At 73.0% G+C, this 23,796-nt stretch carries 25 protein-coding genes; 21 read left to right on the forward strand and 4 right to left on the reverse strand.

The features are described 5' to 3' along the window. Nucleotides 1-26 precede the first annotated feature (26 nt). From ABZV06_RS23440 to ABZV06_RS23475, 8 genes are all read left to right on the forward strand, one after another. Nucleotides 27-500: a PH domain-containing protein gene (locus ABZV06_RS23440; protein WP_355624202.1), complete on the forward strand. Its 474-nt coding sequence runs from the start codon at nt 27-29 to the stop codon at nt 498-500. A gap of 523 nt (nt 501-1,023) precedes the next feature. Beyond that, nucleotides 1,024-1,692: a translation initiation factor IF-3 gene (gene infC / locus ABZV06_RS23445; protein WP_355624205.1), complete on the forward strand. Its 669-nt coding sequence runs from the start codon at nt 1,024-1,026 to the stop codon at nt 1,690-1,692. A gap of 19 nt (nt 1,693-1,711) precedes the next feature. Continuing rightward, nucleotides 1,712-1,906 (forward strand): 50S ribosomal protein L35, encoded by a 195-nt coding sequence (gene rpmI / locus ABZV06_RS23450; RefSeq protein ID WP_110566082.1) that lies wholly within the window; start codon nt 1,712-1,714, stop codon nt 1,904-1,906. Nucleotides 1,907-1,937: 31 nt separating this feature from the next. Continuing rightward, the gene (gene rplT, locus ABZV06_RS23455; protein WP_355624208.1) at nt 1,938-2,330 is read left to right on the forward strand and encodes a 50S ribosomal protein L20; all 393 of its coding nucleotides are present in this window, start codon (nt 1,938-1,940) and stop codon (nt 2,328-2,330) included. Nucleotides 2,331-2,413: 83 nt separating this feature from the next. Next, nucleotides 2,414-3,211: an RNA methyltransferase gene (locus ABZV06_RS23460; protein ID WP_355624211.1), complete on the forward strand. Its 798-nt coding sequence runs from the start codon at nt 2,414-2,416 to the stop codon at nt 3,209-3,211. A gap of 219 nt (nt 3,212-3,430) precedes the next feature. Continuing rightward, entirely contained in the window at nt 3,431-4,498 is a 1,068-nt protein-coding gene (gene pheS / locus ABZV06_RS23465; protein WP_355243249.1) for a phenylalanine--tRNA ligase subunit alpha, read from the forward strand. Between the two features lie 40 nt (nt 4,499-4,538). Next, nucleotides 4,539-7,121 carry a phenylalanine--tRNA ligase subunit beta gene (pheT, locus tag ABZV06_RS23470; RefSeq protein ID WP_355624214.1) on the forward strand — a complete coding sequence of 861 codons (2,583 nt, stop codon included), beginning with the start codon at nt 4,539-4,541 and terminating at the stop codon, nt 7,119-7,121. A gap of 2 nt (nt 7,122-7,123) precedes the next feature. After that, nucleotides 7,124-7,597 carry a S26 family signal peptidase gene (locus tag ABZV06_RS23475; RefSeq protein ID WP_355624217.1) on the forward strand — a complete coding sequence of 158 codons (474 nt, stop codon included), beginning with the start codon at nt 7,124-7,126 and terminating at the stop codon, nt 7,595-7,597. Nucleotides 7,598-7,669: 72 nt separating this feature from the next. Here ABZV06_RS23475 and ABZV06_RS23480 read toward each other — a convergent pair whose 3' ends face one another. Then, nucleotides 7,670-7,885 (reverse strand): hypothetical protein, encoded by a 216-nt coding sequence (locus tag ABZV06_RS23480; RefSeq protein WP_355243257.1) that lies wholly within the window; start codon nt 7,883-7,885, stop codon nt 7,670-7,672. Nucleotides 7,886-8,042: 157 nt separating this feature from the next. Between ABZV06_RS23480 and ABZV06_RS23485 the strand changes: the two genes are divergently transcribed. Genes ABZV06_RS23485 through ABZV06_RS23495 form a run of 3 tightly spaced genes read left to right on the forward strand, consistent with a single transcriptional unit; the run spans nt 8,043 to nt 11,018 of the window. Continuing rightward, nucleotides 8,043-8,597 (forward strand): MauE/DoxX family redox-associated membrane protein, encoded by a 555-nt coding sequence (locus tag ABZV06_RS23485; protein ID WP_355624220.1) that lies wholly within the window; start codon nt 8,043-8,045, stop codon nt 8,595-8,597. A 40-nt stretch (nt 8,598-8,637) separates the two neighbouring features. Continuing rightward, complete coding sequence (locus ABZV06_RS23490; RefSeq protein ID WP_355624223.1) at nt 8,638-9,177, forward strand: hypothetical protein; 540 nt, start codon at nt 8,638-8,640, stop codon at nt 9,175-9,177. Next, complete coding sequence (locus tag ABZV06_RS23495; RefSeq protein ID WP_355243266.1) at nt 9,174-11,018, forward strand: ABC transporter ATP-binding protein; 1,845 nt, start codon at nt 9,174-9,176, stop codon at nt 11,016-11,018. Before ABZV06_RS23490 ends, ABZV06_RS23495 begins: the two co-directional genes overlap by 4 nt. Here ABZV06_RS23495 and ABZV06_RS23500 read toward each other — a convergent pair. Further along, nucleotides 10,988-12,844, reverse strand: coding sequence for a BTAD domain-containing putative transcriptional regulator (locus ABZV06_RS23500; RefSeq protein ID WP_355624226.1), 1,857 nt, complete (start codon nt 12,842-12,844; stop codon nt 10,988-10,990). The genes ABZV06_RS23495 and ABZV06_RS23500 overlap by 31 nt on opposite strands. A gap of 278 nt (nt 12,845-13,122) precedes the next feature. On the opposite strand from ABZV06_RS23500, the gene argC reads away from it, so the two are divergent. The 7 genes from argC (at nt 13,123) to argH (ending at nt 20,598) form a co-directional block, all read left to right on the forward strand. Continuing rightward, nucleotides 13,123-14,124: an N-acetyl-gamma-glutamyl-phosphate reductase gene (gene argC / locus ABZV06_RS23505; protein WP_355624229.1), complete on the forward strand. Its 1,002-nt coding sequence runs from the start codon at nt 13,123-13,125 to the stop codon at nt 14,122-14,124. A gap of 55 nt (nt 14,125-14,179) precedes the next feature. Further along, nucleotides 14,180-15,352, forward strand: a complete 1,173-nt coding sequence (gene argJ / locus ABZV06_RS23510) for a bifunctional glutamate N-acetyltransferase/amino-acid acetyltransferase ArgJ (RefSeq protein WP_355243275.1) — start codon at nt 14,180-14,182, stop codon at nt 15,350-15,352. A 55-nt stretch (nt 15,353-15,407) separates the two neighbouring features. Then, the gene (argB, locus tag ABZV06_RS23515) at nt 15,408-16,313 is read left to right on the forward strand and encodes an acetylglutamate kinase (RefSeq protein WP_355243278.1); all 906 of its coding nucleotides are present in this window, start codon (nt 15,408-15,410) and stop codon (nt 16,311-16,313) included. Beyond that, nucleotides 16,310-17,578: an acetylornithine transaminase gene (locus tag ABZV06_RS23520; RefSeq protein WP_355243281.1), complete on the forward strand. Its 1,269-nt coding sequence runs from the start codon at nt 16,310-16,312 to the stop codon at nt 17,576-17,578. The genes argB and ABZV06_RS23520 overlap by 4 nt, the downstream gene beginning before the upstream one ends. Then, entirely contained in the window at nt 17,575-18,510 is a 936-nt protein-coding gene (gene argF / locus ABZV06_RS23525; protein ID WP_355243284.1) for an ornithine carbamoyltransferase, read from the forward strand. The genes ABZV06_RS23520 and argF overlap by 4 nt, the downstream gene beginning before the upstream one ends. Continuing rightward, nucleotides 18,507-19,022, forward strand: coding sequence for an arginine repressor (locus tag ABZV06_RS23530; RefSeq protein WP_355624233.1), 516 nt, complete (start codon nt 18,507-18,509; stop codon nt 19,020-19,022). Before argF ends, ABZV06_RS23530 begins: the two co-directional genes overlap by 4 nt. 112 nt (nt 19,023-19,134) lie before the next feature. After that, entirely contained in the window at nt 19,135-20,598 is a 1,464-nt protein-coding gene (argH, locus tag ABZV06_RS23535) for an argininosuccinate lyase (RefSeq protein WP_355243334.1), read from the forward strand. A gap of 43 nt (nt 20,599-20,641) precedes the next feature. On the opposite strand, the gene ABZV06_RS23540 is transcribed toward argH, so the two are convergent. Next, on the reverse strand, nt 20,642-20,995 hold the full coding sequence (locus tag ABZV06_RS23540) for an MmcQ/YjbR family DNA-binding protein (RefSeq protein ID WP_355243290.1): 354 nt from the start codon (nt 20,993-20,995) through the stop codon (nt 20,642-20,644). 139 nt (nt 20,996-21,134) lie between these two features. Continuing rightward, on the reverse strand, nt 21,135-21,560 hold the full coding sequence (locus tag ABZV06_RS23545) for a DNA-binding protein (RefSeq protein WP_355243292.1): 426 nt from the start codon (nt 21,558-21,560) through the stop codon (nt 21,135-21,137). Nucleotides 21,561-21,661: 101 nt separating this feature from the next. Between ABZV06_RS23545 and ABZV06_RS23550 the strand changes: the two genes are divergently transcribed. From ABZV06_RS23550 to ABZV06_RS23560, 3 genes are all read left to right on the forward strand, one after another. Continuing rightward, a complete protein-coding gene (locus ABZV06_RS23550) occupies nt 21,662-22,303 on the forward strand; it encodes a DNA-3-methyladenine glycosylase (RefSeq protein ID WP_355624236.1) in 642 nt (213 codons plus the stop codon). 87 nt (nt 22,304-22,390) lie between these two features. Next, on the forward strand, nt 22,391-23,476 hold the full coding sequence (locus ABZV06_RS23555) for an exo-alpha-sialidase (protein WP_355624239.1): 1,086 nt from the start codon (nt 22,391-22,393) through the stop codon (nt 23,474-23,476). 2 nt (nt 23,477-23,478) lie between these two features. Next, entirely contained in the window at nt 23,479-23,754 is a 276-nt protein-coding gene (locus ABZV06_RS23560; RefSeq protein ID WP_355053134.1) for a ubiquitin-like small modifier protein 1, read from the forward strand. Nucleotides 23,755-23,796: the final 42 nt, after the last annotated feature.

A 23,796-nucleotide genomic window follows, 5' to 3' on the forward strand; every position in this document is an offset into this window, starting at 1 on the left:
GCGTAGGCGAGTGGCAGACTGATGGGGTGAGTGACACCGAACTGGTCCGCCTCAAGCCTCGCCGCATCCGGGTGGTGTGCTGGTCGGCGGCGATCGTGCTGGTGGTGGTGTTCGCCCTGGTGGCCACCTCGCTGACCGGGTCGACCGGCGACGGGTACGGCAGCTTCCAGCGCGGTGACCAGATCGCCATGATCGGCCTCGGCATCTTCGGCGCGCTGGGTTTCCTGTTGTTCACCCGCCCCCGCGTGGAAGCGGACGGGCGGGGCATCCGGGTGCGTAACGTCATCAGCTCCTACGAGCTGCCCTGGGAGGTCGTCCGGGGCGTTCGCTTCGATCGTGGCGCGCCGTGGGCCAGTCTCGAGCTGTACGACGACGACCTGCTGCCGCTGGTCGCGCTCCAGGCGGCCGACAAGGAGTTGGCCGTCGACGGGGTCCGCGCCCTGCGCCGGCTGCACGAGGCCCACCTGGCCCGCCTCGCCGAACGCGCCGTCGGCACCTGAGCCGCCCCTCGCGGGCGCGCCGCGCCGCGCCGATTTCTCGCTCGGAGGCAGCAACTTCCCGGAAGTTGCTGCCTCCGGCCGTCGAGAAGCAGCAACTTCCGGGAAACTGTGCAGATCTTGGGGCGCCAGCGCAGGATCACGAGCCCAGCGCCGGCCCGGCGCCGGCCCAGCGCGGCCCGAGCATCGTCGGCTGGGCGATGCCGGGTGGGTGTCCGGTTTGGGAGTGGGCGGGGCGACGGTGTAGTGTTGTCGAGTCGACCAGGCTGTCTCCGCGTGCGAGCAGACAGCCTCGAAAGCGGAGCGCCTGCTCCCACCCGAGTCGCTACGGTGGCCGGGTCCGGTCACCGGTTCCGGGCATGTCCCGGTCCCGGATGCGCGATCCTGTGATCGTGCCGACCGGTCGAGCGGGCCCTGGCATATGCCGGGGCCTTCTGTTTTCCGGGTCGGTTCCCATCCGGGAGCCGCAGGGGTCGGCACCTGAGCAGAAACGACTCGAGGAGGCCCCATCAGCGTCGAACCACGCGTGAACGAGCAGATCCGGGCACGTGAGGTCCGACTGGTCGGTCCCGAGGGTGAGCAAGTGGGCATCGTCCCGCTGGAGCGCGCCCTTCAGCTGGCCGCGGACGTCGATCTGGACCTGGTCGAGGTTGCGCCGATGGCGCGCCCGCCGGTGTGCAAGCTCATGGACTTCGGCAAGTTCAAGTACGAGAGCGCACTCAAGGCGCGCGAAGCGCGGCGTAACCAGCAGCAGACCGTCATCAAGGAAATGAAGCTTCGGCCGAAGATCGACCCGCACGACTACGAGACCAAGAAGGGTCACGTGGTGCGGTTCCTCAAGGCGGGCGACAAGGTCAAGGTGACGATCATGTTCCGCGGTCGCGAGCAGAGTCGCCCGGAGCTGGGTTACCGGCTCCTGCGTCGGCTCGAATCCGAGATCACGGACCTGGGATACGTCGAGGCCGCTCCGAAGCAGGACGGCCGAAACATGATCATGGTTCTCGCTCCGCTTCGGGCCGTCAAGGCCTCCGCGGTCGCCGCCACGGCGTCCCGCGGTGCACCTCGGGACCGGGCAGTGGACGAGTCGGCCGTTTCGGCAGCCGATGAGACCGCAACGGCCGATGAGACCGCAACGGCCGGCGAGACCGCAACGGCCGGTGACACCGGCACCGCCGCCGAAACCAGCGGCAAGTAACAGGGAGAAGACGTTCCACATGCCGAAGATGAAGAGCCACACGGGTATGGGCAAGCGGGTCAAGGTGACCGGCCGTGGCAAGATCGTGGCCGAGCAGGCTGGCAAGCGCCACCTGCTGGAGGGTAAGTCCTCCACCCGTACGCGCCGGTTGACCGGCACGGTCGAGGTGGCCAAGGCTGACGTCAAGCGCATCAAGAAGCTGCTCGGCCGCTGACGCGCGCCACCTTACCTAACTAGGAGTTGAGATGGCACGCGTCAAGCGGGCTGTAAACGCCCAGAAGAAGCGTCGTACCCTGCTGGAGACCGCGAGTGGTTACCGCGGTCAGCGCTCCCGGCTGTACCGCAAGGCCAAGGAGCAGGTGCTGCACTCGATGCAGTACGCCTACCGGGACCGTCGCGACCGCAAGGGCGACTTCCGGCAGCTGTGGATCCAGCGGATCAACGCGGGCGCCCGGGCCAACGGGATGACCTACAACCGTCTGATCCAGGGCATGCGTCTGGCCGGCATCGAGGTCGACCGCAAGATCCTGGCCGACATGGCCGTCAACGACGCCGCCTCGTTCGCGGCGATCGTCGAGCTGGCCCGGGCCGCGGTCACGGCCGAGGGCACCGGTGGCGCGGCGGCTCAGGCCGCCTGATCCCCACGCACCAGAGCGAGGCGTCTCCCGCGTCGGCACCGCCGTCCGGGGGGCGCCTCGATCGTGCCGAAGGAGCGCACATCATGGCCTTCACCCCGCGTACCCCCAGGGTTGTCGCCGCCCGCCGTCTGCAACGCCGCCGGGACCGCGATGCCACCGGCCGTTTCCTGGCCGAGGGCCCGCAGGCGGTCCGCGAGGCCCTGGCGCGGCCGGGTGTGGTCACCGAACTCTTCGGTACGCCCGCAGCGCTGGACCGGCATCCGGAGTTGGCCGCCACGGCGGCCCGGGCCGACGTGCCGGTCTCCGAGGTGACCGATGACGCGGTCGCCGCGTTGGCCGAGACCGTCGCCCCGCAGGGGCTGGTCGCTGTCTGCCGGCACCTCGACGTGTCGTTGGAGCAGGCCCTCTCGGGTGCTCCCCGGCTGGTGGCGGTGCTCGCCGAGATCCGCGACCCGGGTAACGCCGGCACCGTGCTGCGCACCGCCGACGCCGCCGGCGCGGGTGCGGTGGTCTTCGCCGGGGACGCCGTCGACCCGTACAACGGCAAGTGTGTCCGCGCCTCGGCCGGCAGCCTGTTCCACGTCGACGTGGTCCGCGCGCCCGACCCGCTCGCGGTGGTCGACGCGCTCCGGGCCGCCGGCCTGTCGATCTTCGCCACCACCGGGTACGGCGACAGCGACCTGGACGACCTGACCGATTACGGTCGGCTCGTCGGGCCCACCGCCTGGCTGTTCGGCTCCGAGGCGCACGGGCTGCCCGAGGCGTTGACCGCCGCCGCCGACGCCCGGGTGCGGGTGCCGCTGTACGGGCGCGCGGAGAGCCTCAACCTGGCTGCCGCAGCGGCCGTCTGCCTGTACGCTTCAGCGAGAGCACAGCGCTGAGGGTGTCCACACCCGGCGCGACTGACAGCAGGGGAGATTGTCCGTCCATGAACGCGTCACGGCGTTCGTTTAGCCAGCCCGCCGGTGTCGGCGGGCGGCGGGCCTGACCTGCTTCCTGCGCAACTCCTACCGGCGGGCTGCGGCACAGCCGCGCGTCCGTAGACTCGCTTCGCCGCCCCGCTGAGGGCTGGCGCCGCCGTGAGGGAGTGCCCGTACGCCATGAGCTACCGCAACGATCCGTACGACCCGAAGCAGGTCGCCCTGCTCGACCCCGCCGCCCTGGCCGAGGCCGTCGCGGACGCCACGAAGGCGTTCGAGTCCGCTGCCGATCCGGACGCGTTGACCGCGCTGCGATCCGTGCACCTCGGTGACCGGTCCCCGGTCTCCCTCGCACGCCGGGAGATCGGCGCGTTGCCGCCGGCCGCGAAGTCCGACGCCGGCAAGCGGGTCAACGAGGCCCGCCGGGCGATCGAGTCCGCGTACGCCGAGCGCGCCGAGGTGGTGGAGCGCGAGCAGGCCGAGCGGGTGCTCGTCGAGGAGCGGGTGGACGTCACCCTGCCGTACGACAGGCGTCCCCGGGGTGCCCGGCATCCGCTGAGCACCCTGATGGAGTCGATAAGCGACCTGTTCGTCGGGATGGGCTACGAGGTGGCCGAGGGGCCCGAGGTCGACCTGGAGTGGGTCAACTTCGACGCGTTGAACATTCCCGCCGACCACCCGGCACGCGGGCTGATGGACACGTTCCACATCGCACCGGAGGGCTCCGGCCTGGTGCTACGAACGCACACCTCGACGGTGCAGACCCGCACGATGCTCAGCCGCAAGCCGCCGATCTACGTGATCGTCCCCGGCCGGGTCTACCGCACCGACGAGATCGACGCCACGCACAGCCCGGTGTTCCACCAGGCCGAGGGGCTCGTCGTCGACAAGGGCATCACGATGGCGCACCTGCGGGGCACCCTCGACCACTTCGCGCGGGCGATGTTCGGCCCGGAGGCGAAGACCCGGTGGCGTCCGCACTACTTCCCGTTCACCGAGCCGTCGGCGGAGTTCGACGTGTGGTTCCCGGAGCACCGCGACGGCCCGCAGTGGGTCGAGTGGGGTGGCTGCGGGATGGTCAACCCGCGGGTGCTGCGCGCCTGCGGCGTCGATCCGGAGGTCTACTCCGGCTTCGCCTTCGGGATGGGTATCGACCGGACCCTGATGGTCCGGCACGGGGTCAGCGACATCCGCCATCTCTTCGAGGGCGACGTGCGGTTCAGCCGCGCGCTCGGGACCGGGGCGTAGGCGATGCGGGTACGAGACACGGGAACGGTGGTCTGACGTCATGCGAGTTTCTGTCAGTTGGCTGCGGGAGTACGTCGATCTCCCCGCCGACCTGCCCACCGGTGACCTGGAGCAGGCACTCGTCGACCTCGGCATCGAGGTCGAGTCCGTGGTGGACCTGCGCGAGAGCGTCACCGGTCAGCTCGTCGTCGGCGAGGTACGCGAGATCGAGGAGCTGACCGGCTTCAAGAAGCCGATCCGGTTCTGCCGGGTGGACGTGGGTTCCGCCAACGGCACCGGCGAGCCCCAGGAGATCGTCTGCGGGGCGCGTAACTTCGCCGTCGGTGACCGGGTGGTGGTGATCCTGCCCGGTGGTGTGCTGCCCGGTGGCTTCGCGATCGGCGCCCGCAAGACGTACGGGCACAACTCGGCCGGCATGATCTGCTCGGCGAAGGAGCTGGGCCTGGGCGACGACCACTCGGGCATCATCGTGCTGCCGCCGGACGGGGCCGCCAAGCCGGGTGACGACGCGCGGCCCGTCGTGGGCCTCGACGACGTCGTGTTCGAGCTGGAGATCACCCCCGACCGGGGGTACGCGCTGAGCCTGCGCGGCCTGGCCCGGGAGTTGTCGCACGCGTTCGACGTGCCGCTGCGTGACCCCGCCCTGGTGCCTGCTCCGAGTGGCACCGAGGCGCCGGCGTACCCGGTCCAGGTCCGCGACACGGTCGGCTGCGACCGGTTCACCGCCCGCCTGGTCCGCGGCGTCGACCCGGCCGCGCCCACGCCGTCGTGGATGGCCCAGCGGCTCGTCACCGCCGGCATCCGTAGCATCTCGCTGCCGGTCGACATCACCAACTACGTGATGCTGGAACTGGGCCAGCCGATGCACGCCTTCGACGCCGATCGGATCGTCGGGCCGTTGGTGGTCCGGCGTGCCGAGGCGGGGGAGAAGCTGACCACCCTGGACGGGGTCAACCGCGTCCTCACCGCCGACGACATGGTCATCTGCGACGCTGGGTTGGACAACCCCCTCGCGGGCGAGGGCGCCGGCGTCCCCATCTCGCTCGCGGCGGTGATGGGCGGCGAGACCAGCGAGGTCGTCACCGGCGTCACCACCACCGTGCTCTTCGAGGCGGCCCACTGGGACCCGGCGATGGTCGGGCGCACCGCCCGCCGGCACAAGCTGTTCAGCGAGGCCGCGAAGCGCTGGGAGCGGGGTGTGGACCCGGCCGTGGCGTTGGTCGCGCTGGAGCGTGCCGTTCGGTTGCTCACCGAGCACGGTGGCGGAACCCCGAGCGCGGAGATCCTGGACATCGACCACGTCCGGCCGCGTACCCCCATCACCCTGCCGGCGGACCTGCCGACCCGGCGGGTCGGCGTCGAGTACCCGCCGGCACGGGTCGTCGCCCTGCTGGAGCAGGTGGGCTGCACGGTCGCGCAGGGCGCGGACCGGTTGTCCGAGGACCCGGGCGCGGTCGGCACGGCCAGCGGCGCCGGCACGGTGCTCAGCGTCACCCCGCCGAGCTGGCGGCCCGACCTGACCGACCCGGCCGACCTGGTCGAGGAGGTCGTCCGCCTCGACGGGTACGACAAGGTGCCGTCGGTGCTGCCGAGCGCGCCGCCCGGGAGTGGCCTGACCCCGCGCCAGCGTCGCCGACGGGCCGTGGCGGTATCGCTGGCCGAGCGCGGATACGTGGAGGTGCTCGCGCACCCGTTCGTGTCGCCGGAGCTGGCCGACCAGCTCGGCCTGCCCGCCGACGACACGCGCCGGACCGCGGTGCGCCTCGCCAACCCACTGTCCGAGGAGGAGCCGCTGCTGCGCACCACGCTGCTCGGCCCGCTGCTGGGCATCCTCAAGCGCAACCTCGGGCGGGGTCACCGTGACCTGGCCCTCTACGAGATCGGCGCGGTCTTCCACCCGCGCCCCGACGCCGGCAGCCCGCCGCCGATGGGCGTGGACCGGCGACCCACCGACGAGGAGTTCGCCGCCGCCGACGCGGTGGTGCCGGCGCAGCCGGTGCACGTCGCGGCGGTGCTGGCCGGCGATCTCGACCCTGCCGGCTGGTGGGGCGCGGGCCGGCCGGCCGGCTGGGCGGACGCCACCGAGGCGGCCCGCGACGTGCTGGCCGCCGCCGGTGTCCCCGACGAGCGGGTCGAGGTCCGCGCCGCCGAGTACGCGCCGTGGCACCCGGGCCGCTGCGCCGAGCTGCGGGTCGACGACACAGTGGTCGGCTACGCCGGTGAGCTGCACCCGGCGGCGGTGGCGGCGTTGGAGTTGCCCCGCCGCACCTGCGCCATGGAGCTGAACCTCGACGTGTTGCCGCCGGTGCCGGTGATGCCCGCGCCGACGGTGTCCGGGTTCCCGCCGGCGCTGATCGACGTGGCGTTGGTGGTGGACGACGCGGTCCCGGCCGAGCAGGTGCGCCGGGCGCTGGAGACGGGTGCTGGGGAGCTACTGGAGGACGTGCGGCTGTTCGACGTGTACTCCGGCGCGCAGCTCGGCGAGGGGCGTCGGTCGCTGGCGTACAAGCTGACGTTCCGTGCGCCGGACCGGACGCTCACGGTCGAGGAGGCGCTGGCCGCGCGGGACGCGGCGGTCGCGGTCGCGGCGGAGCGCTTCGGCGCGACCCTGCGCGGCGCCTGACCATGCCGGTGCTGGGATGGCTCGCGGTGGCCGCCGTGTTCGCGGTGGCCACCGCCGGCCTGCTCTGGGCCCGCCGGCACTTACTGCTGGTCGCGGTCGTGGGCCGGAGCATGGAGCCGACCCTGCGCTCCGGCGACCGGGTGCTGGCCCGGCGGGTGCCGCTGGCCCGGGTCCGTCCCGGCGACGTGGTCGTGGTGGTGGCGCCGGCGCAGATGACCGCCGGGCGACCCGTGGACGCCGACGCGGCGGGCACGCCCGGGCTGCTGATCAAGCGGGCGTACGCGGTGCCGGGCGACCCGGTGCCGGTGGACCGCGTGCCACTGCTGCGCCAGGGCGGTGAGCGGAACGTGCCGGCCGGCCGGCTGGTGCTGCTCGGCGACAACCCGTCGCAGAGCTACGACTCCCGCGAGTGTGGCTACTTCGCCGAGCCGGACGTGCTCGGCGTGCTGGTCCGGCCGCGACCGCGTCCGAGCTGACCAGCACATCGGCACCACCACGCAGAACGGCGTGCCGCCCGGCCGAAAGCCGGACGGCACGCCGTCACCGCCTCAGCAGAGGGCGGACATCGTGCTCACGCCCGCGCTGCAGTAGTAACCGCAGGTGCCGCAGGTCGTCTTGCAGGCGCCGTTCGTGCTGCACCGCTTGAAGTAGCAGGTGCCACAGAGCGCGCAGTACGGGTCCGGCGGACAGCCGGCGGCTGCCGTCACCTTCGGGACGAACACACCCAGCATCCGCTCGCCCAGGGTCTCCAGTCGACGGAACATTCGTTCACCTCCTCCCGAGATCGATCTGTGTGTCGGGACGCTACGGCGGGCCGGTACACCGCCGGTACAGCCGCGCATGACGTCGACGGTGCTCGATGTATTCGCGATGTATCCACCGCTCCTAGCGTGGGCCTCCCGGCAAGGAGGTGGTGCACGGATGCGAGCCCTGGAAGTGACCGCACGGCTGCTGTTGGCCCTCGTGTTCCTCGCCGCGGTCGTCGGCAAGCTGCGGACCCGGGAGGGATTCGCCGAGTTCGTCGGCTCGGTCGGCCAGTTCGGCGTACCGAGGCGCTGGACCGGGCCGGTCGCCCGCCTCGCGGTCGCCACCGAGGCCGCCGTGGTGCTGCTGGTCGCCGTCGGGCGGACCGCGCCGATCGGGCTGCTGCTCGCCGCCGGGCTGCTCGGTGTGCTGACCGCCGCGATCGTCAGGGCGCTGCGCCGGGGCGCCCGTCCGGCCTGCCGCTGCTTCGGTGCCGCCGACGCGCCGGTCGGCGCCCGGCACGTGGCGCGCAACGTCCTCCTCGCCGTGGTCGCGCTCCTCGGTCTGCTCGGCTGGGCCACCGCCACCGGGCCACCACCGTCCGCGCCGACCCTGCTGCTCGCCGCGGGCGTCGCGGTTCCGCTCGCCGCCGTGGTGGTCCGCCTCGACGACCTGGTCGCCCTCTTCGCTCCCACGCCCTCGCGGCCGTCCCGGCCCGCTGGACGGCACTGACCCCCGTTCGCATCGCATCCCCGTACCCGAAGGAGTCCTCATGGCGCTGTTGACCGTCGCCGTCGTCCTCGTCGCCGCCCTCGGCCTGCTCAACCTGGTCCTGATGCTCGGTGTCATCCGGCGGCTGCGCGAGCACTCCGACCTGCTCAGCGACCAGCAGGGCCAACCGCCGGCGGTGATGCTGGAGGTGGGGGCGATCCCCGGTGACTTCGTCTCGACCACCGTGGACGGTCGGGTGTTCTCCCGTGCCGACCTGCCCCCGATGACCCTGGTGGCGTTCCTGTCACCGAGTTGCGAGCACTGCGAGGAGCAGCTTCCGGTGCTCGTCGACCGGGCGCGGTCGATGCCCGGCGGCGCCGAGCACGTGTGGATCGTCGTCGTCGGCAAGGGCCCGGAGACCCAGCCGTACGCCGAGCAGTTCGCCGGCCTGGCGACCGTCTTCGTCGAACCCGGCACCGGCGCGCTCCCGCTCGCGTTCGGCGTCAAGGGCTTCCCGGCGTTCGGCCTGCTCGACGAGCGCGGAATCGTCGCGTCGACGGCGTTCGGCATCGCCCGGTTGGACCTGCCGGTGGCGCGGTGAGCGGGCCCCGGCTGGTGCCGCGACGGGCCGCCCGGCACGCCCGGGCGGCCCTCGGCCTGACCTGGCGGGCCGCCCCGGCGGGAACCGCCGCGGACCTGGTGTTCGCGGTCCTGGCCGGGTTGACCCCGGTGGCCGTCGCCGCGCTGACCAAGCTGCTGTTGGACCGACTCACCGGCAGCGAGGCGGGCGGCGTGCCGCTGACCGTCCTGGGTGCCGGCCTGGCGGTGGCCGCCGCGCTCGGCACGGTCCTGCCGCACCTGCGCACCTACGTGGCGGCCGAGCGGACCCGAGCGGTGTCCCGGCTGGTGCGTCGCCGGCTGTACGCCGCGGTGCAGCGCCTGGTCGGCCTGGTCCGGCTGGAGGATCCGGAGTTCCAGGACCGGTTGCAGGCGGCCCAGCAGACCGGCCACATCGGTCCCACACAGCTGACCGGCAACGCGTTCGGCGCGGTGCAGAGCGTGCTGGCGGTGGCGGGTTTCCTCGGCGTCCTGCTGGTGCTCAACCCCCTGATCGGGGTGCTGGTGCTCCTGGCCGCGCTGCCCACCCTGTGGATGCAGCTACGGCTCAACCGGGCCCGCGCGGCAATGATCCTGCGGCTGGAGCACTTCCAGCGGCGGGATCTGTTCTTCGCCCAGTTGCTGGTGGGCGTACCGGCCGCGAAGGAGGTGCGGCTGTTCGGCCTGGGCCGGTTCTTCGGCGACCGGATGCTCGACGAGCTGCACGGCATGCACCGGGTGGAGCAGCGACTCGACCGTCGGGAGGTACGCGCCCAGGCGGTGCTCGGCCTGCTCGGCGCCACGGTGGCCGGCGTCGGCGTGATCTACACGATCTCGATGGCCCGTGCGGGTGCGCTGACCCCCGGCGACGTCGTGATCTACCTGGCCGCCGTGCCCGGGGTACAGGGCGCGCTGGGTGGCCTGGTCGGTCAGCTCGGCGCGATCCACCAGGCGCTGCTGCTCTTCGACCACTACGACGACGTGGCCCACGTCCAGCCGGACCTGCCGGTGCCGGCCAGCCCGCGGCCGGTGCCACCACTGACCGAGGGCATCGAGCTGCGCGACGTGTGGTTCCGCTACTCGCCGGAGCACCCGTGGGTGCTGCGCGGCGTGAACCTGCACCTGCCGGCCGGCGGCACGACCGCGCTGGTCGGCCTCAACGGCGCCGGTAAGAGCACGCTGGTAAAACTCCTCTGCCGCTTCTACGACCCGGAGCGCGGCAGCATCCGGTGGGACGGGGTCGACCTGCGCGACCTCGACCCGGCGGCGCTGCGTGAGCGGTTGGGCGCGGTGTTCCAGGACTTCATGCCGTACGACCTGAGCGCCGCGGAGAACATCGCGTTGGGCGACCTGAGCGCGCGCGACGACCCGGAGCGGCTGCGTACCGCTGCCCGGCACGCCGGCATCGACGACGCGCTGGCCGCGCTGCCCCGTGGCTACGACACCCTGCTGACCCGGATCTTCTTCGACGGCCCGGACCGGGACGACCCGCAGGCGGGGGTGGTGCTCTCCGGCGGTCAGTGGCAGCGGGTCGCGCTGGCCCGGGGTTTCCTGCGCGCCGACCGGGACCTGCTGATGCTCGACGAGCCCAGCTCGGGCCTGGACGCGGAGGCCGAACACGACCTCAACCAGCGGCTGCGCGAGTTGCGACGGGGTCGGACCAGCCTGCTCATCTCGCACCGGCTCAACGCGGTGCGGGACGCCGACACCATCGTGGTGCTCGCCGACGGGCAGGTCGTCGAGTGCGGGGACCATGACCGGCTGATGGCCGCCGACGGCGATTACGCCCGACTGTTCACCCTCCAGGCCCGGGGCTACCGCCAGGACGCGCCGGCCCCGGCCTGACCGTTGCGGTCCCCACCCGCCTCGTCGGCGGCGAGTTCGGCGGCGTAGAGCCGGACGAGGTCACCGATGTGGAAGCGTCCCGGGCCGGCCGGTTCGGCGAGCTGGGCGGCGACCAGACAGTCCAGCGCCCGCGCCGCGTCCTCGGGCGGCGCTCCGCTGAGCGCGGCGGTCAGCTCCGCGGTGACCGGCCCCGGGTGGGCCCGGCCGAGCCGCCGGAAGATCGGGGCCGCCGCGCCGAGCCGCCGGTAGCTCGCGCCGAGCCGTGGGCCCAGCCCGGTCTCGGCGAGCCGGTACCGCTCGTCGCGCAGCACCCGTGCCAACCGGCTCAACGACCAGTGCGGCCCCTCGGTGAGCCGACCGGACGCGGTACGCAGCGCGAGCGGCAGCCGCTCGCAGAGGCTGACCACCGCCGAGGCCGCCTCCGGCTCGTCGTCCACCGGGCGGTCGCCGGCGGTGGCGCGCAACAGCGCCAACGCGTCGGCGGCCGGCAGCGGCTCCAGCCGCAGCGTCGGCGCGTCGCTTGTGATCGGCGTGCGGCTGGTCACGAGCAGGGCGCATCCCCCGCGCACCGGGAGCAGGCCGTCGACCTGGGCGGCGTCGGTGGCGTTGTCGAGCACGAGCAGCACCCGGCGGTCGAACAGCAGGGACCGGACGCGGGCCCGGGCCTCCGCGATGCCCGACGGCGCCGGCTCGTCGGTGCCCGGGTGCAGGGCCCGCAGGACGCGTGCGGCGACCTGTAACGGCGGCGGCGGGGTGCCCGCGACCGACCCACCGAGGTCGAGGTGGAGCTGTCCGTCGGGGAAGGCGTCCAGCGCCTCGGCGGCGGCGCGCAGGGCCAGGGCAGACTTGCCGGTGCCGGCCATGCCGAAGACCGCGACGGTGACCGGCTGCCGCCGGCCATCGACCAGGGCGTCGCGTAGACGGGCCAGCTCGGCGCGACGGCCGACGAACGGGGCCGTGGGACAGGGCAGCTCGTGCGGTACGCGTGGCCCGTGCGGCTCGACCGCACGGTCACGGCTGTCCGCACGGTCACGGGTGTGCGAGGCGGCGCGGCGCCGGGCCGGGACCGCTGGCCGAGGCGCGTGCCGGCGGACCTCGCGGTACAGCTCGGTCAGTTCCGGCCCGGGCGCGACGCCCAGCTCCCCGTCCAGAGCCCGGCACGCCGCCTGGTAGGTCCGCACCGCGCCGGTCTGATCGCCGGCGCGGTGCAGGGCGGTCATCAGCAGCGCCCACGCCGGCTCACGCAGCGGGTGCTCGGTGACGTGGTCGTGCAGCAGGGCCAGCAACGCCGGCGTCCCCGGGTCACCCAGGTCCAGCCGGCAGGCCGCGTACGTCTCCCGGGCGGCGGCCCGCCGCTCGCGCAGCCGGTCGAAGGCGTCCGCGGTGGCCGGCCCGTACGCCGGGGACGGGTCGGTCGACGACCACAGCCCCAGCGCACGGCCCAGCAGGGTCGCGGCCAGCTCGGACTCGCCGCCGATCCGGGCGGCGTGTCCCTCGGTAGTGAGCCGTTCGAACTCGGCGGCGTCCAGCTCACCCGGCTCGACGCGCAGCAGGTAACCGCCGTGCTCGGCGTGCAGCCGGGCGGGACGACCGGGGGAGTCGAGCAGGTGGCGTAGCTGGCTGGCGTGGCTGCGCAGGTTCGCCACCGCCGAGGCCGGCGGACACCTGCCCCACAACTCTTCGCGAAGTCGTTCGACGGGCACGGGCGCGCCGGCGTGCAGCAGCAGGGTGACCAGCAGAGCGGCAGGTCGACCGGCCGGCACCCGTTGGGGCTGGCCGTCGCGTTGGACGCGGACCGGACCGAGGATCTCGAACGACAGCCTCACCGCGCCTCCGTCAGGTGCCCCCACGCGGACCGGACAGCCGGCCCACCACCGTCGGATAACGATGCTAGTCGATTGAGTGGCCACTCAGTCGATTCGTTTTCGACAACCCGTCGAACGCATCGTCACGGGGCACGGCAGAGACTGCGTACGCTGAGTGCCGAAGCGTGCTGGCGCAACGGGCGCGATCTCAGCCTTCATTGTCATGCAGACGCCTGTATTAACTTGCAGGAAACAATCACGCTTGCTAGTCTCCTCTGCATAGTCATGCGGAGGTAGGTATGGGGATTCGAGTCGCGGTCGCCGGGGCGAGTGGGTACGCCGGTGGTGAGCTGCTGCGCCTGGTCGCCGGGCACCCGGAGTTCGACCTGGTCGCCGCCACCGCGCACCGCCAGGCCGGCCACCGCGTCGACGTGGTGCATCCGCAGCTCACCGGGCTCGACCTGGTGCTCGGCGAGACCGACCCGTCCACGCTCGCCGACGCCGACCTGGTCTTCCTGGCGCTGCCGCACGGTGAGTCGGCGACCCTCGCGGCCCAGCTCCCGTCCGAGGTGCGTGTCGTCGACCTGGGTGCCGACCACCGGCTCGCCGACCCCTACGCCTGGGCGCAGTACTACGGCGGCACGCACGCCGGTCAGTGGACGTACGGCCTGCCCGAGCTGCCCGGCCAGCGGGAGTTGATCGCCGGCTCCACCCGGGTCGCCAACACCGGCTGCTACGCCGCCGCGATCACCCTCGCGCTCGCGCCGCTGATCGCCGACGGCGCGGCCAGCCCCGCCGACGTGGTGGTGGTCGCCGCCTCCGGCACCTCCGGTGCGGGCCGGGCGGCCAAGCCGCACCTGCTGGCCAGCGAGGTGATGGGCGACCTGTCGCCGTACCGGGTCGGCGCCCACCAGCACGTACCCGAGATCAAGCAGGCCTCCGGAGCGACCGGCCTGTCGTTCACCCCGGTCCTCGCGCCGATGCCGCGCGGCATCCTCGCCACGGTCACGGCCGTGCCCGCCCGTGGCGTCGACCCGCAGCAGGTGCTGGCGCAGGCCTACGCCGACGCGCCGTTCGTGCACGTGCTGCCGGAGGGGCGCTGGCCCCACACGGCCGCCACCCTGGGCTCCAACTCCTGTCACCTCCAGGCGACCGTCGACGTCGACTCGGGTCGACTGATCGTGCTCAGCGCGCTGGACAACCTCGGCAAGGGCGCCGCCGGCCAGGCCGTACAGAACGCCAACCTGATGCTCGGCCTGCCGGAGACGACGGGCCTGTCGATCTGGGGAGTCAGCCCTTGAGCGCGAGGAGTGCAGCGCAGCGGAGCCCCGCAGTCGCGAACGAAAGGCCAGTCGCATGAGTGTCACCACCCCTCGGGGTTTCCGGGCGGCCGGAGTGGCCGCCGGTCTGAAGACAAGCGGTGGCGCGGACGTCGCGCTGGTGGTCAACGACGGCCCGGACGCCGGCGTCGCCGGTGTCTTCACCACCAACCGGGTCAAGGCCGCGCCGGTGCTCTGGAGCCAGCAGGTCGTGCAGGGCGGTGTGGTGCGCGCCGTGGTGCTCAACTCCGGTGGCGCCAACGCCTGCACCGGCCAGGCCGGCTTCCAGGACACGCACGCCACGGCCGAGCACACCGCGTCGGCGCTGAGCGCGGTCAGCCCACGGCTGCTCCTCGGGGCTGGCGAGGTGGCGGTCTGCTCCACCGGGCTGATCGGTGAGCGGTTGCCGATGGACAAGCTGCTCCCAGGCGTCCGTACCGCCATCCGGCAGCTCTCACGCGACGGCGGCCCGGCCGCCGCCGAGGCCATCATGACGACCGACACCCGGCCGAAGACCACGGTGGCTCGGGGCAGCGGTTGGACGGTCGGTGGGATGGCCAAGGGCTCCGGCATGCTCGCGCCCGGGATGGCGACCATGCTCTGCGTGCTCACCACCGACGCGGTGGCGGGGCCGGCGGCGCTGGACGAGGCGCTGCGCGCGGCCACCCGCGTGACCTTCGACCGGGTCGACTCCGACGGCTGCATGTCCACCAACGACACGGTGCTGCTGCTGTCCAGCGGCGCGAGTGGCATCGAGCCGACCCCTGCCGAGCTGGCCGCCGCGGTCACGACGGCCTGTCACGACCTGGCGCAGCAGCTCATCGCCGACGCGGAGGGCGCCACCAAGCAGGTCGCCATCGACGTGGTGGGGGCCGCGACCGAGGACGACGCGGTCGAGGTGGGCCGCTCGGTCGCCCGCAGCAACCTGGTCAAGACCGCCTTGTTCGGCAACGACCCGAACTGGGGTCGGATTCTCGCCTCGGTCGGCACCACCACGGCCGCCTTCGAGCCGGACGAGGTGGACGTCGCCGTCAACGGGGTGTGGGTGTGCCGGGGCGGCGCCGGAGCCGAGGACCGTTCGAAGGCCGACCTCAGCGGACGGGACGTCACCATCCGGATCGACCTGCACGCGGGCGTTTCGGCCGCGACGATCTGGACCAACGACCTGTCGCACGCGTACGTGCACGAGAATTCGGCCTACTCCTCGTGAGCGCGAGGAACGCAGCGAAGCGGAGTCCCGCAGTCGCGAACGGAAGGCTGGCGCGGTGAGCCTGAGTGGTGATCTGACCCGTGCCCAGGTCAAGGCGGAGACGCTGATCGAGGCGCTGCCCTGGCTGGCGCGTTTTTCCGGCTCTACGGTGGTGGTCAAGTACGGCGGTAACGCCATGACCGAGCCGGAGCTGCAACGGGCGTTCGCCGCCGACATGGTCTTCCTGCGGTACGCAGGTCTGAAGCCTGTCGTGGTGCACGGCGGCGGTCCGCAGATCTCGGCCATGCTGGGCCGGCTCGGTATCGCGAGCGAGTTCCGGGGCGGCCTGCGGGTGACGACTGCAGAGGCGATGGACGTGGTCCGCATGGTGCTCGTCGGGCAGGTGGGCCGGGAGCTGGTCGGGTTGATCAACTCGCACGGCCCGTTCGCCGTCGGCCTCTCCGGTGAGGACGCGCGACTGTTCACGGCGGTGCGCCGCCCGGCGTACGTCGACGGACAGCCGGTCGACGTCGGTCAGGTCGGTGACGTCGAGTCGGTGGACACCTCGGCGGTGACCGACCTCATCGACGCCGGTCGGATTCCGGTGATCTCGACGGTCGCGCCGGACGTGGACGGTGTCCTGCACAACCTCAACGCGGACACGGCCGCCGCCGCGCTCGCCGTCGCGTTGCAGGCCCGCAAGCTGGTCGTCCTCACCGACGTCGCCGGCCTGTACGCCGACTGGCCGGACACCAGCAGCCTGGTCTCCGAGATCACCGCGGACGACCTGGCCAAGCTGTTGCCCGGGTTGGAGTCGGGGATGGTGCCGAAGATGGAGGCGTGCCTGCGGGCCGTGCGGGGTGGGGTGCCCGCCGCGCACGTCGTCGACGGCCGGGTGGCGCACTCCACGTTGCTCGAGGTGTTCACGTCGGAAGGGTTCGGAACGATGGTGGTGCCGCAGGACGGGACGGTCGGGGCATGAGCAGCCTGGTACAGCGGTGGACGCAGTCCATGATGGACAACTACGGCACGCCGCCGCTGGCGCTGGTCTCCGGCGCGGGCGCCGTGGTGGTCGACGAGGCCGGCCGGGAGTACGTGGACCTGGTCGGCGGGATCGCGGTGAACGCCCTCGGTCACGCCCACCCGGCGGTGGTGGCCGCAGTGTCGAAGCAGGTGGCAACGCTCGGGCACGTCTCCAACCTCTTCGTCGCCGAACCGCCGGTGGCTCTCGCGGAGCTGCTGCTGGCGCTCGCCGGCAGCCGACCCGGCCGGGTCTTCTTCGCCAACTCCGGCGCGGAGGCGAACGAGGCCGCGTTCAAGCTGTCCCGGCGCACCGGGCGCAGCCACGTGGTGGCCACCAACGGCGGCTTCCACGGTCGCACCATGGGCGCCCTCGCGCTGACCGGGCAGCCCGCCAAGGCTGATCCGTTCCGCCCGCTGCCGGGCGAGGTGACCCACGTCGACTACGGCGACGTGAGCGCCCTCGAGGCGGCGGTCACCGACGCCACCGCCATGGTGATCCTGGAGCCCATCCAGGGTGAGAACGGCGTCGTCGTGCCGCCGCCCGGCTACCTCACGGCGGCTCGGCGGATCACCGCCCGGCACGGGGCGCTGCTGGTGCTCGACGAGGTGCAGACCGGCATCGGCCGTACCGGGCACTGGTTCGCCCACCAGGCCGAGAGCGTGGAGCCCGACGTGGTGACCCTGGCCAAGGGGTTGGGTGGCGGGCTGCCGCTGGGTGCGACGCTCGCCTTCGGTCGGGCCGCCGACCTGCTCACCCCCGGCTCGCACGGTACGACCTTCGGCGGCAACCCGGTGAGCTGCGCCGCCGCGCTCGCCGTGGTGGCCACCATCGCCAACGAGGGGCTGCTCGACCACGTCAAGCGCGTCGGCGAGCGGCTGCGTCGGGGCATCGAGGCGCTGGGCCACCCGCTCGTCACCGACGTACGCGGGGCCGGGCTGCTGCTCGGCGTTGCGCTCGCCGCCCCGGTGGCGCCGGTCCTCGCCGAGGCGCTGCGGGAGGCTGGCTTCCTGACCAACCCGGTGCAGCCGGGCGTACTCCGGCTCGCTCCTCCGTTGATCCTCACCACCGCGCAGGCCGACGCCTTCCTCGCCGCGCTCCCGGCGGCCCTCGACGCGACGGTCCCGGCCGCCGCGGGCACGAGCGCCCCGGCGGCTGCCGGCACGAGCGCTCCCGCGACCATCGAGCCCTCCACCCAGCCCACCACGACGGGGACGATCGCATGATCCGGCACTTCCTGCGCGACGACGACCTCTCGCCCGCCGAACAGTCCAGCGTGCTCGACCTGGCGGCCCGGATGAAGGCCGACCGGTTCGGCCACCAGCCGCTGGTCGGTCCTCGCTCGGTGGCGGTGCTCTTCGACAAGCAGAGCCTGCGCACCCGGATCTCGTTCGACGCCGGCATCGCCGAGCTGGGCGGCCATCCGCTCGTCGTGGACACCCAGGTCACCCACTTCGGCCGGGGCGAGTCGCTCGCCGACGCGGGACGGGTGCTGTCCCGCTACGTCGCGGCCATCGTCCTGCGTACCCACGGCGACGACCGGATCGCCGAGGTCGCCGGCGGCGCGACCGTCCCGGTGGTCAACGCGCTCACCGACGGGTTCCACCCCTGCCAACTGCTGGCCGACCTGCTGACCATCCGGGAGCGGTGCGGCGGCACGACCGGCCGGACCCTGACGTACGTGGGCGACGGCGCCAACAACATGGCCCAGTCGTACCTGCTGGCGGGGGCTACGGCCGGGATGCACGTGCGGATCGCCGGTCCGACCGGGTTCGCGCCGGACCCCGTCGTGGTCGCACGGGCCACCGAGATCGCCGCCGGCACCGGCGGGTCGGTACGGGTGCTGACCGACCCGGCGCAGGCGGTCCGCGACGCCGACGTGCTGGCCACCGACACCTGGACCTCGATGGGCCAGGAGGCCGACGGGCTGGACCGGGTCACCCCGTTCCTGCCGTACCAGGTCAACAAGGAGCTGCTGGGTCACGCCGCGCCGGACGCGATCGTGCTGCACTGCCTGCCCGCCCACCGGGGCGAGGAGATCACCGACGAGGTTCTCGACGGTCCGCAGAGCGCGGTGTTCGACCAGGCGGAGAACCGGCTGCACGCCCAGAAGGCGCTGCTGACGTTCCTGCTGACAACGACCGGGGAGCGACGATGACCGCACCGCTGACCCGCACGGCCCGGCATGCCCGGATCGTCGAGCTGATCCGGGAGCGGCCCGTCCGCTCGCAGACCGAGCTGGCCGACCTGCTCGCCGCCGACGGCGTCGGCGTCACCCAGGCGACCCTCTCGCGTGACCTGGAGGAGCTGGGCGCGGTCAAGGTGCGCGGCGGCGACGGCCCGGCCGTCTACCTGATCCCCGAGGACGGCAAGCGGCCGCTGCGCGACGCCGAGGCGGCGCCGGCCCGGCTGGTACGGCTGTTGCGGGAACTGCTCAACGGCGTCGACGCCAGCGGCAACATCGCCGTGCTGCGCACCCCGCCGGGCGCGGCCCAGTACCTGGCCAGCGCGTTGGACCGGGCGGGCCTGCCCGAGATCGTCGGCACCATCGCCGGCGACGACACCATCCTCGTCGTGGCCCGCGAGGCCGTCGGCGGAGCCGCGCTCGGTGACAAGCTCGCCGGCTGGGCCCGCCGGGAAGACAGCGTCGAAGGGAGCACCGCACCATGACCGCACGGGTCACGACATCCCACCTGGCAACGCCGACCGTCCGCCCGTGGGCGCGGGCCTGCGGCGCGACCAGCGACGCCCGGATGGGTGGCTGACGAGCATGGGGACCACAATGGGCGACGTGGACGACAAGAGCCTCACCGAGAACAGCGCCGGCACCAACCGGACGAGCCTGTGGGGTGGCCGGTTCGCCGGCGGCCCCGCCGAGGCGCTCGCCCGCCTGTCGGTGAGCGTGCAGTTCGACTGGCGCCTGGCCCCGTACGACATCGCGGGTTCCCGGGCGCACGCCCGGGTCCTGGCCGGCGCGGGCCTGCTCGACCCGGAGGAGCTGGGCCGCATCCTGGCGGCCCTGGACGACCTGGAGGCGGCCTGCGCGTCGGGGGCGTTCCGGCCCACCGTCGACGACGAGGACGTGCACACGGCGTTGGAGCGAGGGTTGCTGGAGCGCCTGGGCAGCCTCGGTGGCAAGTTGCGCGCCGGCCGATCCCGCAACGACCAGGTCGCCACCGACCTGCGGCTCTACCTGCGCGATCACGCGCGCGGTGTGGCCAGCCGCGTCGTGGAGCTGGCCGAGGCGCTCGTCGAGCAGGCCGAACGGCACATCGACACCGCCGCGCCGGGCATGACCCACCTTCAGCACGCCCAGCCGGTCACCTTCGGGCACTGGTTGCTGGCGCACGTGCAGCCGCTGCTGCGCGACCTGGAGCGGCTGCGCGACTGGGATCACCGGACGGCGATCAGTCCGCTCGGCGCGGGCGCGCTCGCCGGTTCGGGGCTTCCGCTGGACCCGGTGGCCGTCGCCAAGGAGCTGGGTTTCCGGACGTCGTTCGCCAACTCGATGGACGCCGTCGCCGACCGGGACTTCGTGGCCGAGTTCCTCTTCACCACCGCGCTGATCGGGGTGCACCTGTCCCGCCTCGGCGAGGAGGTGGTGCTGTGGACGTCGCACGAGTTCGGCTGGGTGGAGCTGGACGACGCGTTCGCCACCGGTTCGTCGATCATGCCGCAGAAGAAGAACGCGGACATCGCCGAGCTGGCCCGGGGCAAGTCCGGCCGGCTGGTCGGCGGTCTGATGACGGTGCTGACCATGCTCAAGGGTCTGCCGATGACGTACGACCGGGACATGCAGGAGGACAAGGAGCCCGCGTTCGACGCGGTCGACACCCTGGAACTGCTGCTGCCGGCCCTGGCCGGGATGATCTCCACGATGACCGTCCGGGTGGACCGGCTCGTCGCCGCCGCCCCGGTCGGCTTCTCCCTCGCCACCGAGGTCGCCGACTGGCTGGTCCGGCGCAACGTGCCGTTCCGTGACGCGCACGAGATCACCGGCCGGCTGGTGGCGCTCTGCGCGGTGCGCGAGTGCGAGCTGGAGGACGTCTCGGACGCCGACCTGGCCGCGGTCAGCGAGCACCTCGACCCGTCCGTGCGCGACGTGCTCTCGGTGCGCTCGGCCCTCGCGGCCCGGACCACGCCCGGCTCGACCGGCCCCGGCCCGGTCGCCGACCAGCTCGCCGCCGCGGCGGACCGGCTGGCCGGCTGGCGGGAGTGGGCCACCGAGCGGGTCGTACCCCGCTGACGTCAGGCGTGGCGTCGGCGCGAGCCGCCGGCGCCACGGTGGTTCAGGCCGTCGGGCGCTCCCGCTTCGGGAGCTTGGCGACCACCATGTCGTACGACGAGTCGACCGCCTCGGTCAGCTCGTCGGTGTCGATCCCGCCGTCGAGGCGCAGCGTGTTCCACCCGGACCGGCCGATGTACGGCATCGGGCGCGCGTCGGCGGGGTGGCGGTGCAGCCACTCGTCGGCGATTTCGCGGGTCGCGCCGCACTTGACGCCGACCGTGGGCTCCCGGTCCCCGCTGCCGAGAAACGCGAAGATCCGGCTGCCCACCTTCACCACCTCGTCGTCCTCCCACGGCCGGTCCAACCACGCCCCCGGCTTGCCCAGGCAGTACGACAACATCTCCCCACGTTCCACAAGCACCTCCTCGTCAAAACCGCGAACCCCGAACCCCGAACCCCGCACTCCATTCCGCGCCGATCTTGCAGTTTCTGTTGTCGATGTGCGCGGCAAGGTCCGTTATGTCGCCACAGTAAGTGCAAGATCGGCGCGTGGATCAGGTGGTCTGCTCCGTGGAGCGGGCGGCAACCCGTTCGTAGCGTTGGCGGGCTGCCTGTGCGCTGCCCAGGCCCAGGCCGTGGGCGATGGACTGCCAGGTGAGGCCCCGGTCGCGAGCCAGCGTGAGTAGCCCCGCCTCCAGGGCGTCCAGTTCGGCGCGCACGTGCGGCAACAGGGTCAGCGCGGCGGTGAGGTCGGCCGCGTCGACCGGCTCCTCGGCGGGCTCCCGCTCGGCGCCACCGGCGGCGAGGGCGGTGACCAGCGCGACCGCCTCCCACGGGTCCAGTACGTACGGGTGGGCCCAGCGCCCTCGCCGCGCATCGGAGCCGGCGTGCCGCTCGCTGATCCGCTGCAACGCCTCGTGGGTGCGGTGGGCGCGGGCGCGACCCGGGTCGGGTGTGGTGAAGAGATCCTGGCTGGTCATGCCTCCGAGCACACCGCATCAACAAGACGTTGTCAACAGAACGTTCAAATGACGGGCGATCGCCGGGATGACCGGGCACCCCGCTGGGTACCGTTCGGTCCATGGATCTCGTGCCGGACGACCGCCCCGCCGATGCCGCTTCGGCGGAGCTGGCGGACCTGCTCGCCGGTCCGCTGCTGCCGGCCGCTCGGGGCCTGCTGGGCTGCCGCCTGAGCGCCGGCGGTGTCACCGTCCGGATCACCGAGGTCGAGGCGTACGCCGGTATGGCCGGTGACCCCGCCTCGCACGCCCACCGGGGCCGCACTCCCCGCAACGCGGTGATGTTCGGCCCCGCCGGGTACGCCTACGTCTACTTCACCTACGGGATGCACTGGTGCATGAACGTGGTCACCGGTCACGAGGAAGAGGCCGCCGCCGTACTGCTGCGCGCCGGCGCGGTCGTCGACGGCCTGACCACGGCACGGGAGCGCCGCCCCGCCGTGCGGCGCGACGTGGATCTCGCCCGTGGGCCGGCCCGGCTCTGCGCCACCCTCGGCATCGACCGCGCGGCGTACGGCGCGTACCTGCTCGGTGACGGCCCGGTCCGGTTGCGACCGCCGGTCGAGCCGGTGCCGCAGGAGGCGGTGGTGGCGGGGCCACGCGTCGGCGTGACGGGCGCGCACGATCTGCCGTGGCGGTTCTGGCTCGACGGCGATCCCACGGTCAGCACGTACCGCAGGCACGTGCCCCGCGTCCGGCGCTGAGGGCACCGTCCGGCGTGGGCGCCGGAGTCTGTCGGGGGGTGTGGCCATAATCACCGGACCTGCTCACCGACGGTATCGGAGGACGTCATGGCAACGTTGCTCGCGATCGGCACCGCCAAGGGTTTGTTTCTGGCCACCAGCGCCGACGACCGGCGCAGTTGGGAGATCACCGGTCCGCACTTTCCGATGACCGGTGTCTATTCGGTGGCGGTGGACACCCGCCGTCCGACCCCGCGGCTGCTCGCCGGCATGACCAGCTCGCACTTCGGCCCCAGTGTCGCCACCAGCGACGACCTCGGCGCGACCTGGGACGAGCCCGACCAGGCGCCGGTCGCGTTCCCGGCCGACACGGGCGTCTCCCTCGGGCGGGTCTGGCAGCTGACGCCGGCCGGCCCGGACGAGCCGGACGTCGTCTGGGCCGGCACCGAGCCCTCGGCGTTGTTCAAGTCCACCGACGGCGGCCGCAGCTTCGAGCTGGTCCGTTCCCTGTGGGACCACCCGCACCGCCCCCAGTGGGAGGCCGGGTTCGGCGGTCAGGCCGTGCACACCGTGCTGCCCCACCCGCGTGACCCGGCTCGACTGCTGGTCGCCATGTCCACCGGCGGGGTCTACCGCTCGGAGGACGCCGGGGCGAGCTGGTCGCCGGGCAACACGGGCATCCGCGCCTACTTCATGCCTGACGAGTGGCCGGAGTTCGGCCAGTGCGTGCACAAGGTCGCCCGGGACGCCGCCAACCCCGAGCGGCTGTACGCGCAGAACCACCACGGCGTCTACCGTTCCGATGACGACGGCCGCACCTGGTCCTCGATCGCCGACGGGCTGCCCAGCGACTTCGGCTTCCCGATGGTGGCCCACCCCGGTCGCGGCGGCACGGTGTGGATCTTCCCGCTGGTGGCCGACAGCGAGCGGTTTCCGGCCGATCACCGCTGCCGGGTGTTCCGTTCCGTCGACGCCGGCGACAAGTGGGAGGCGCAGTCGGTGGGGCTGCCCGAGGGGCCGTTCTATCCGGCGGTGCTGCGCGACGCGATGTGCGCCGACGACGCGACCCCGGGTGGGGTCTACTTCGGCACCCGCTCCGGCTCGGTCTTCGCCAGCCGCGACGAGGGCGACTCCTGGTCGTCGGTCGCCGCACACCTGCCCGACGTGCTCTGCGTCCGCGCCGCGGAGGTCTGAGCGTGGTCACCGTGCTGCTGCCCGGCCCGTTGCGCGGCGAGGCCGGGGGTGCGAGTCGACTGAACGTCACCGCCGCCGGGACGCTGCGGGCGGTCCTCGACGAGGTGGCCGTCGCGCATCCCCGCCTGGCCCGGCGCATCCGCGACGAGCGCGGCGAGCTGCGCCGCTACGTGAACGTCTTCGTCGACGGGGAGGACTGCCGGCATTCCGGAGGTCTGGCCACGACGGTCGTGGACGGCGCGGAGGTGCAGGTGTTGCCCTCGGTGGCGGGCGGCTGAGCGAGCCGCCACGAAGGGCGTCCTCGACCCGATTGTCGGGTT

The sequence above is a fragment of the Micromonospora sp. NPDC005172 genome (assembly GCF_040608555.1).
Taxonomy (GTDB): Bacteria; Actinomycetota; Actinomycetes; order Mycobacteriales; family Micromonosporaceae; genus Micromonospora.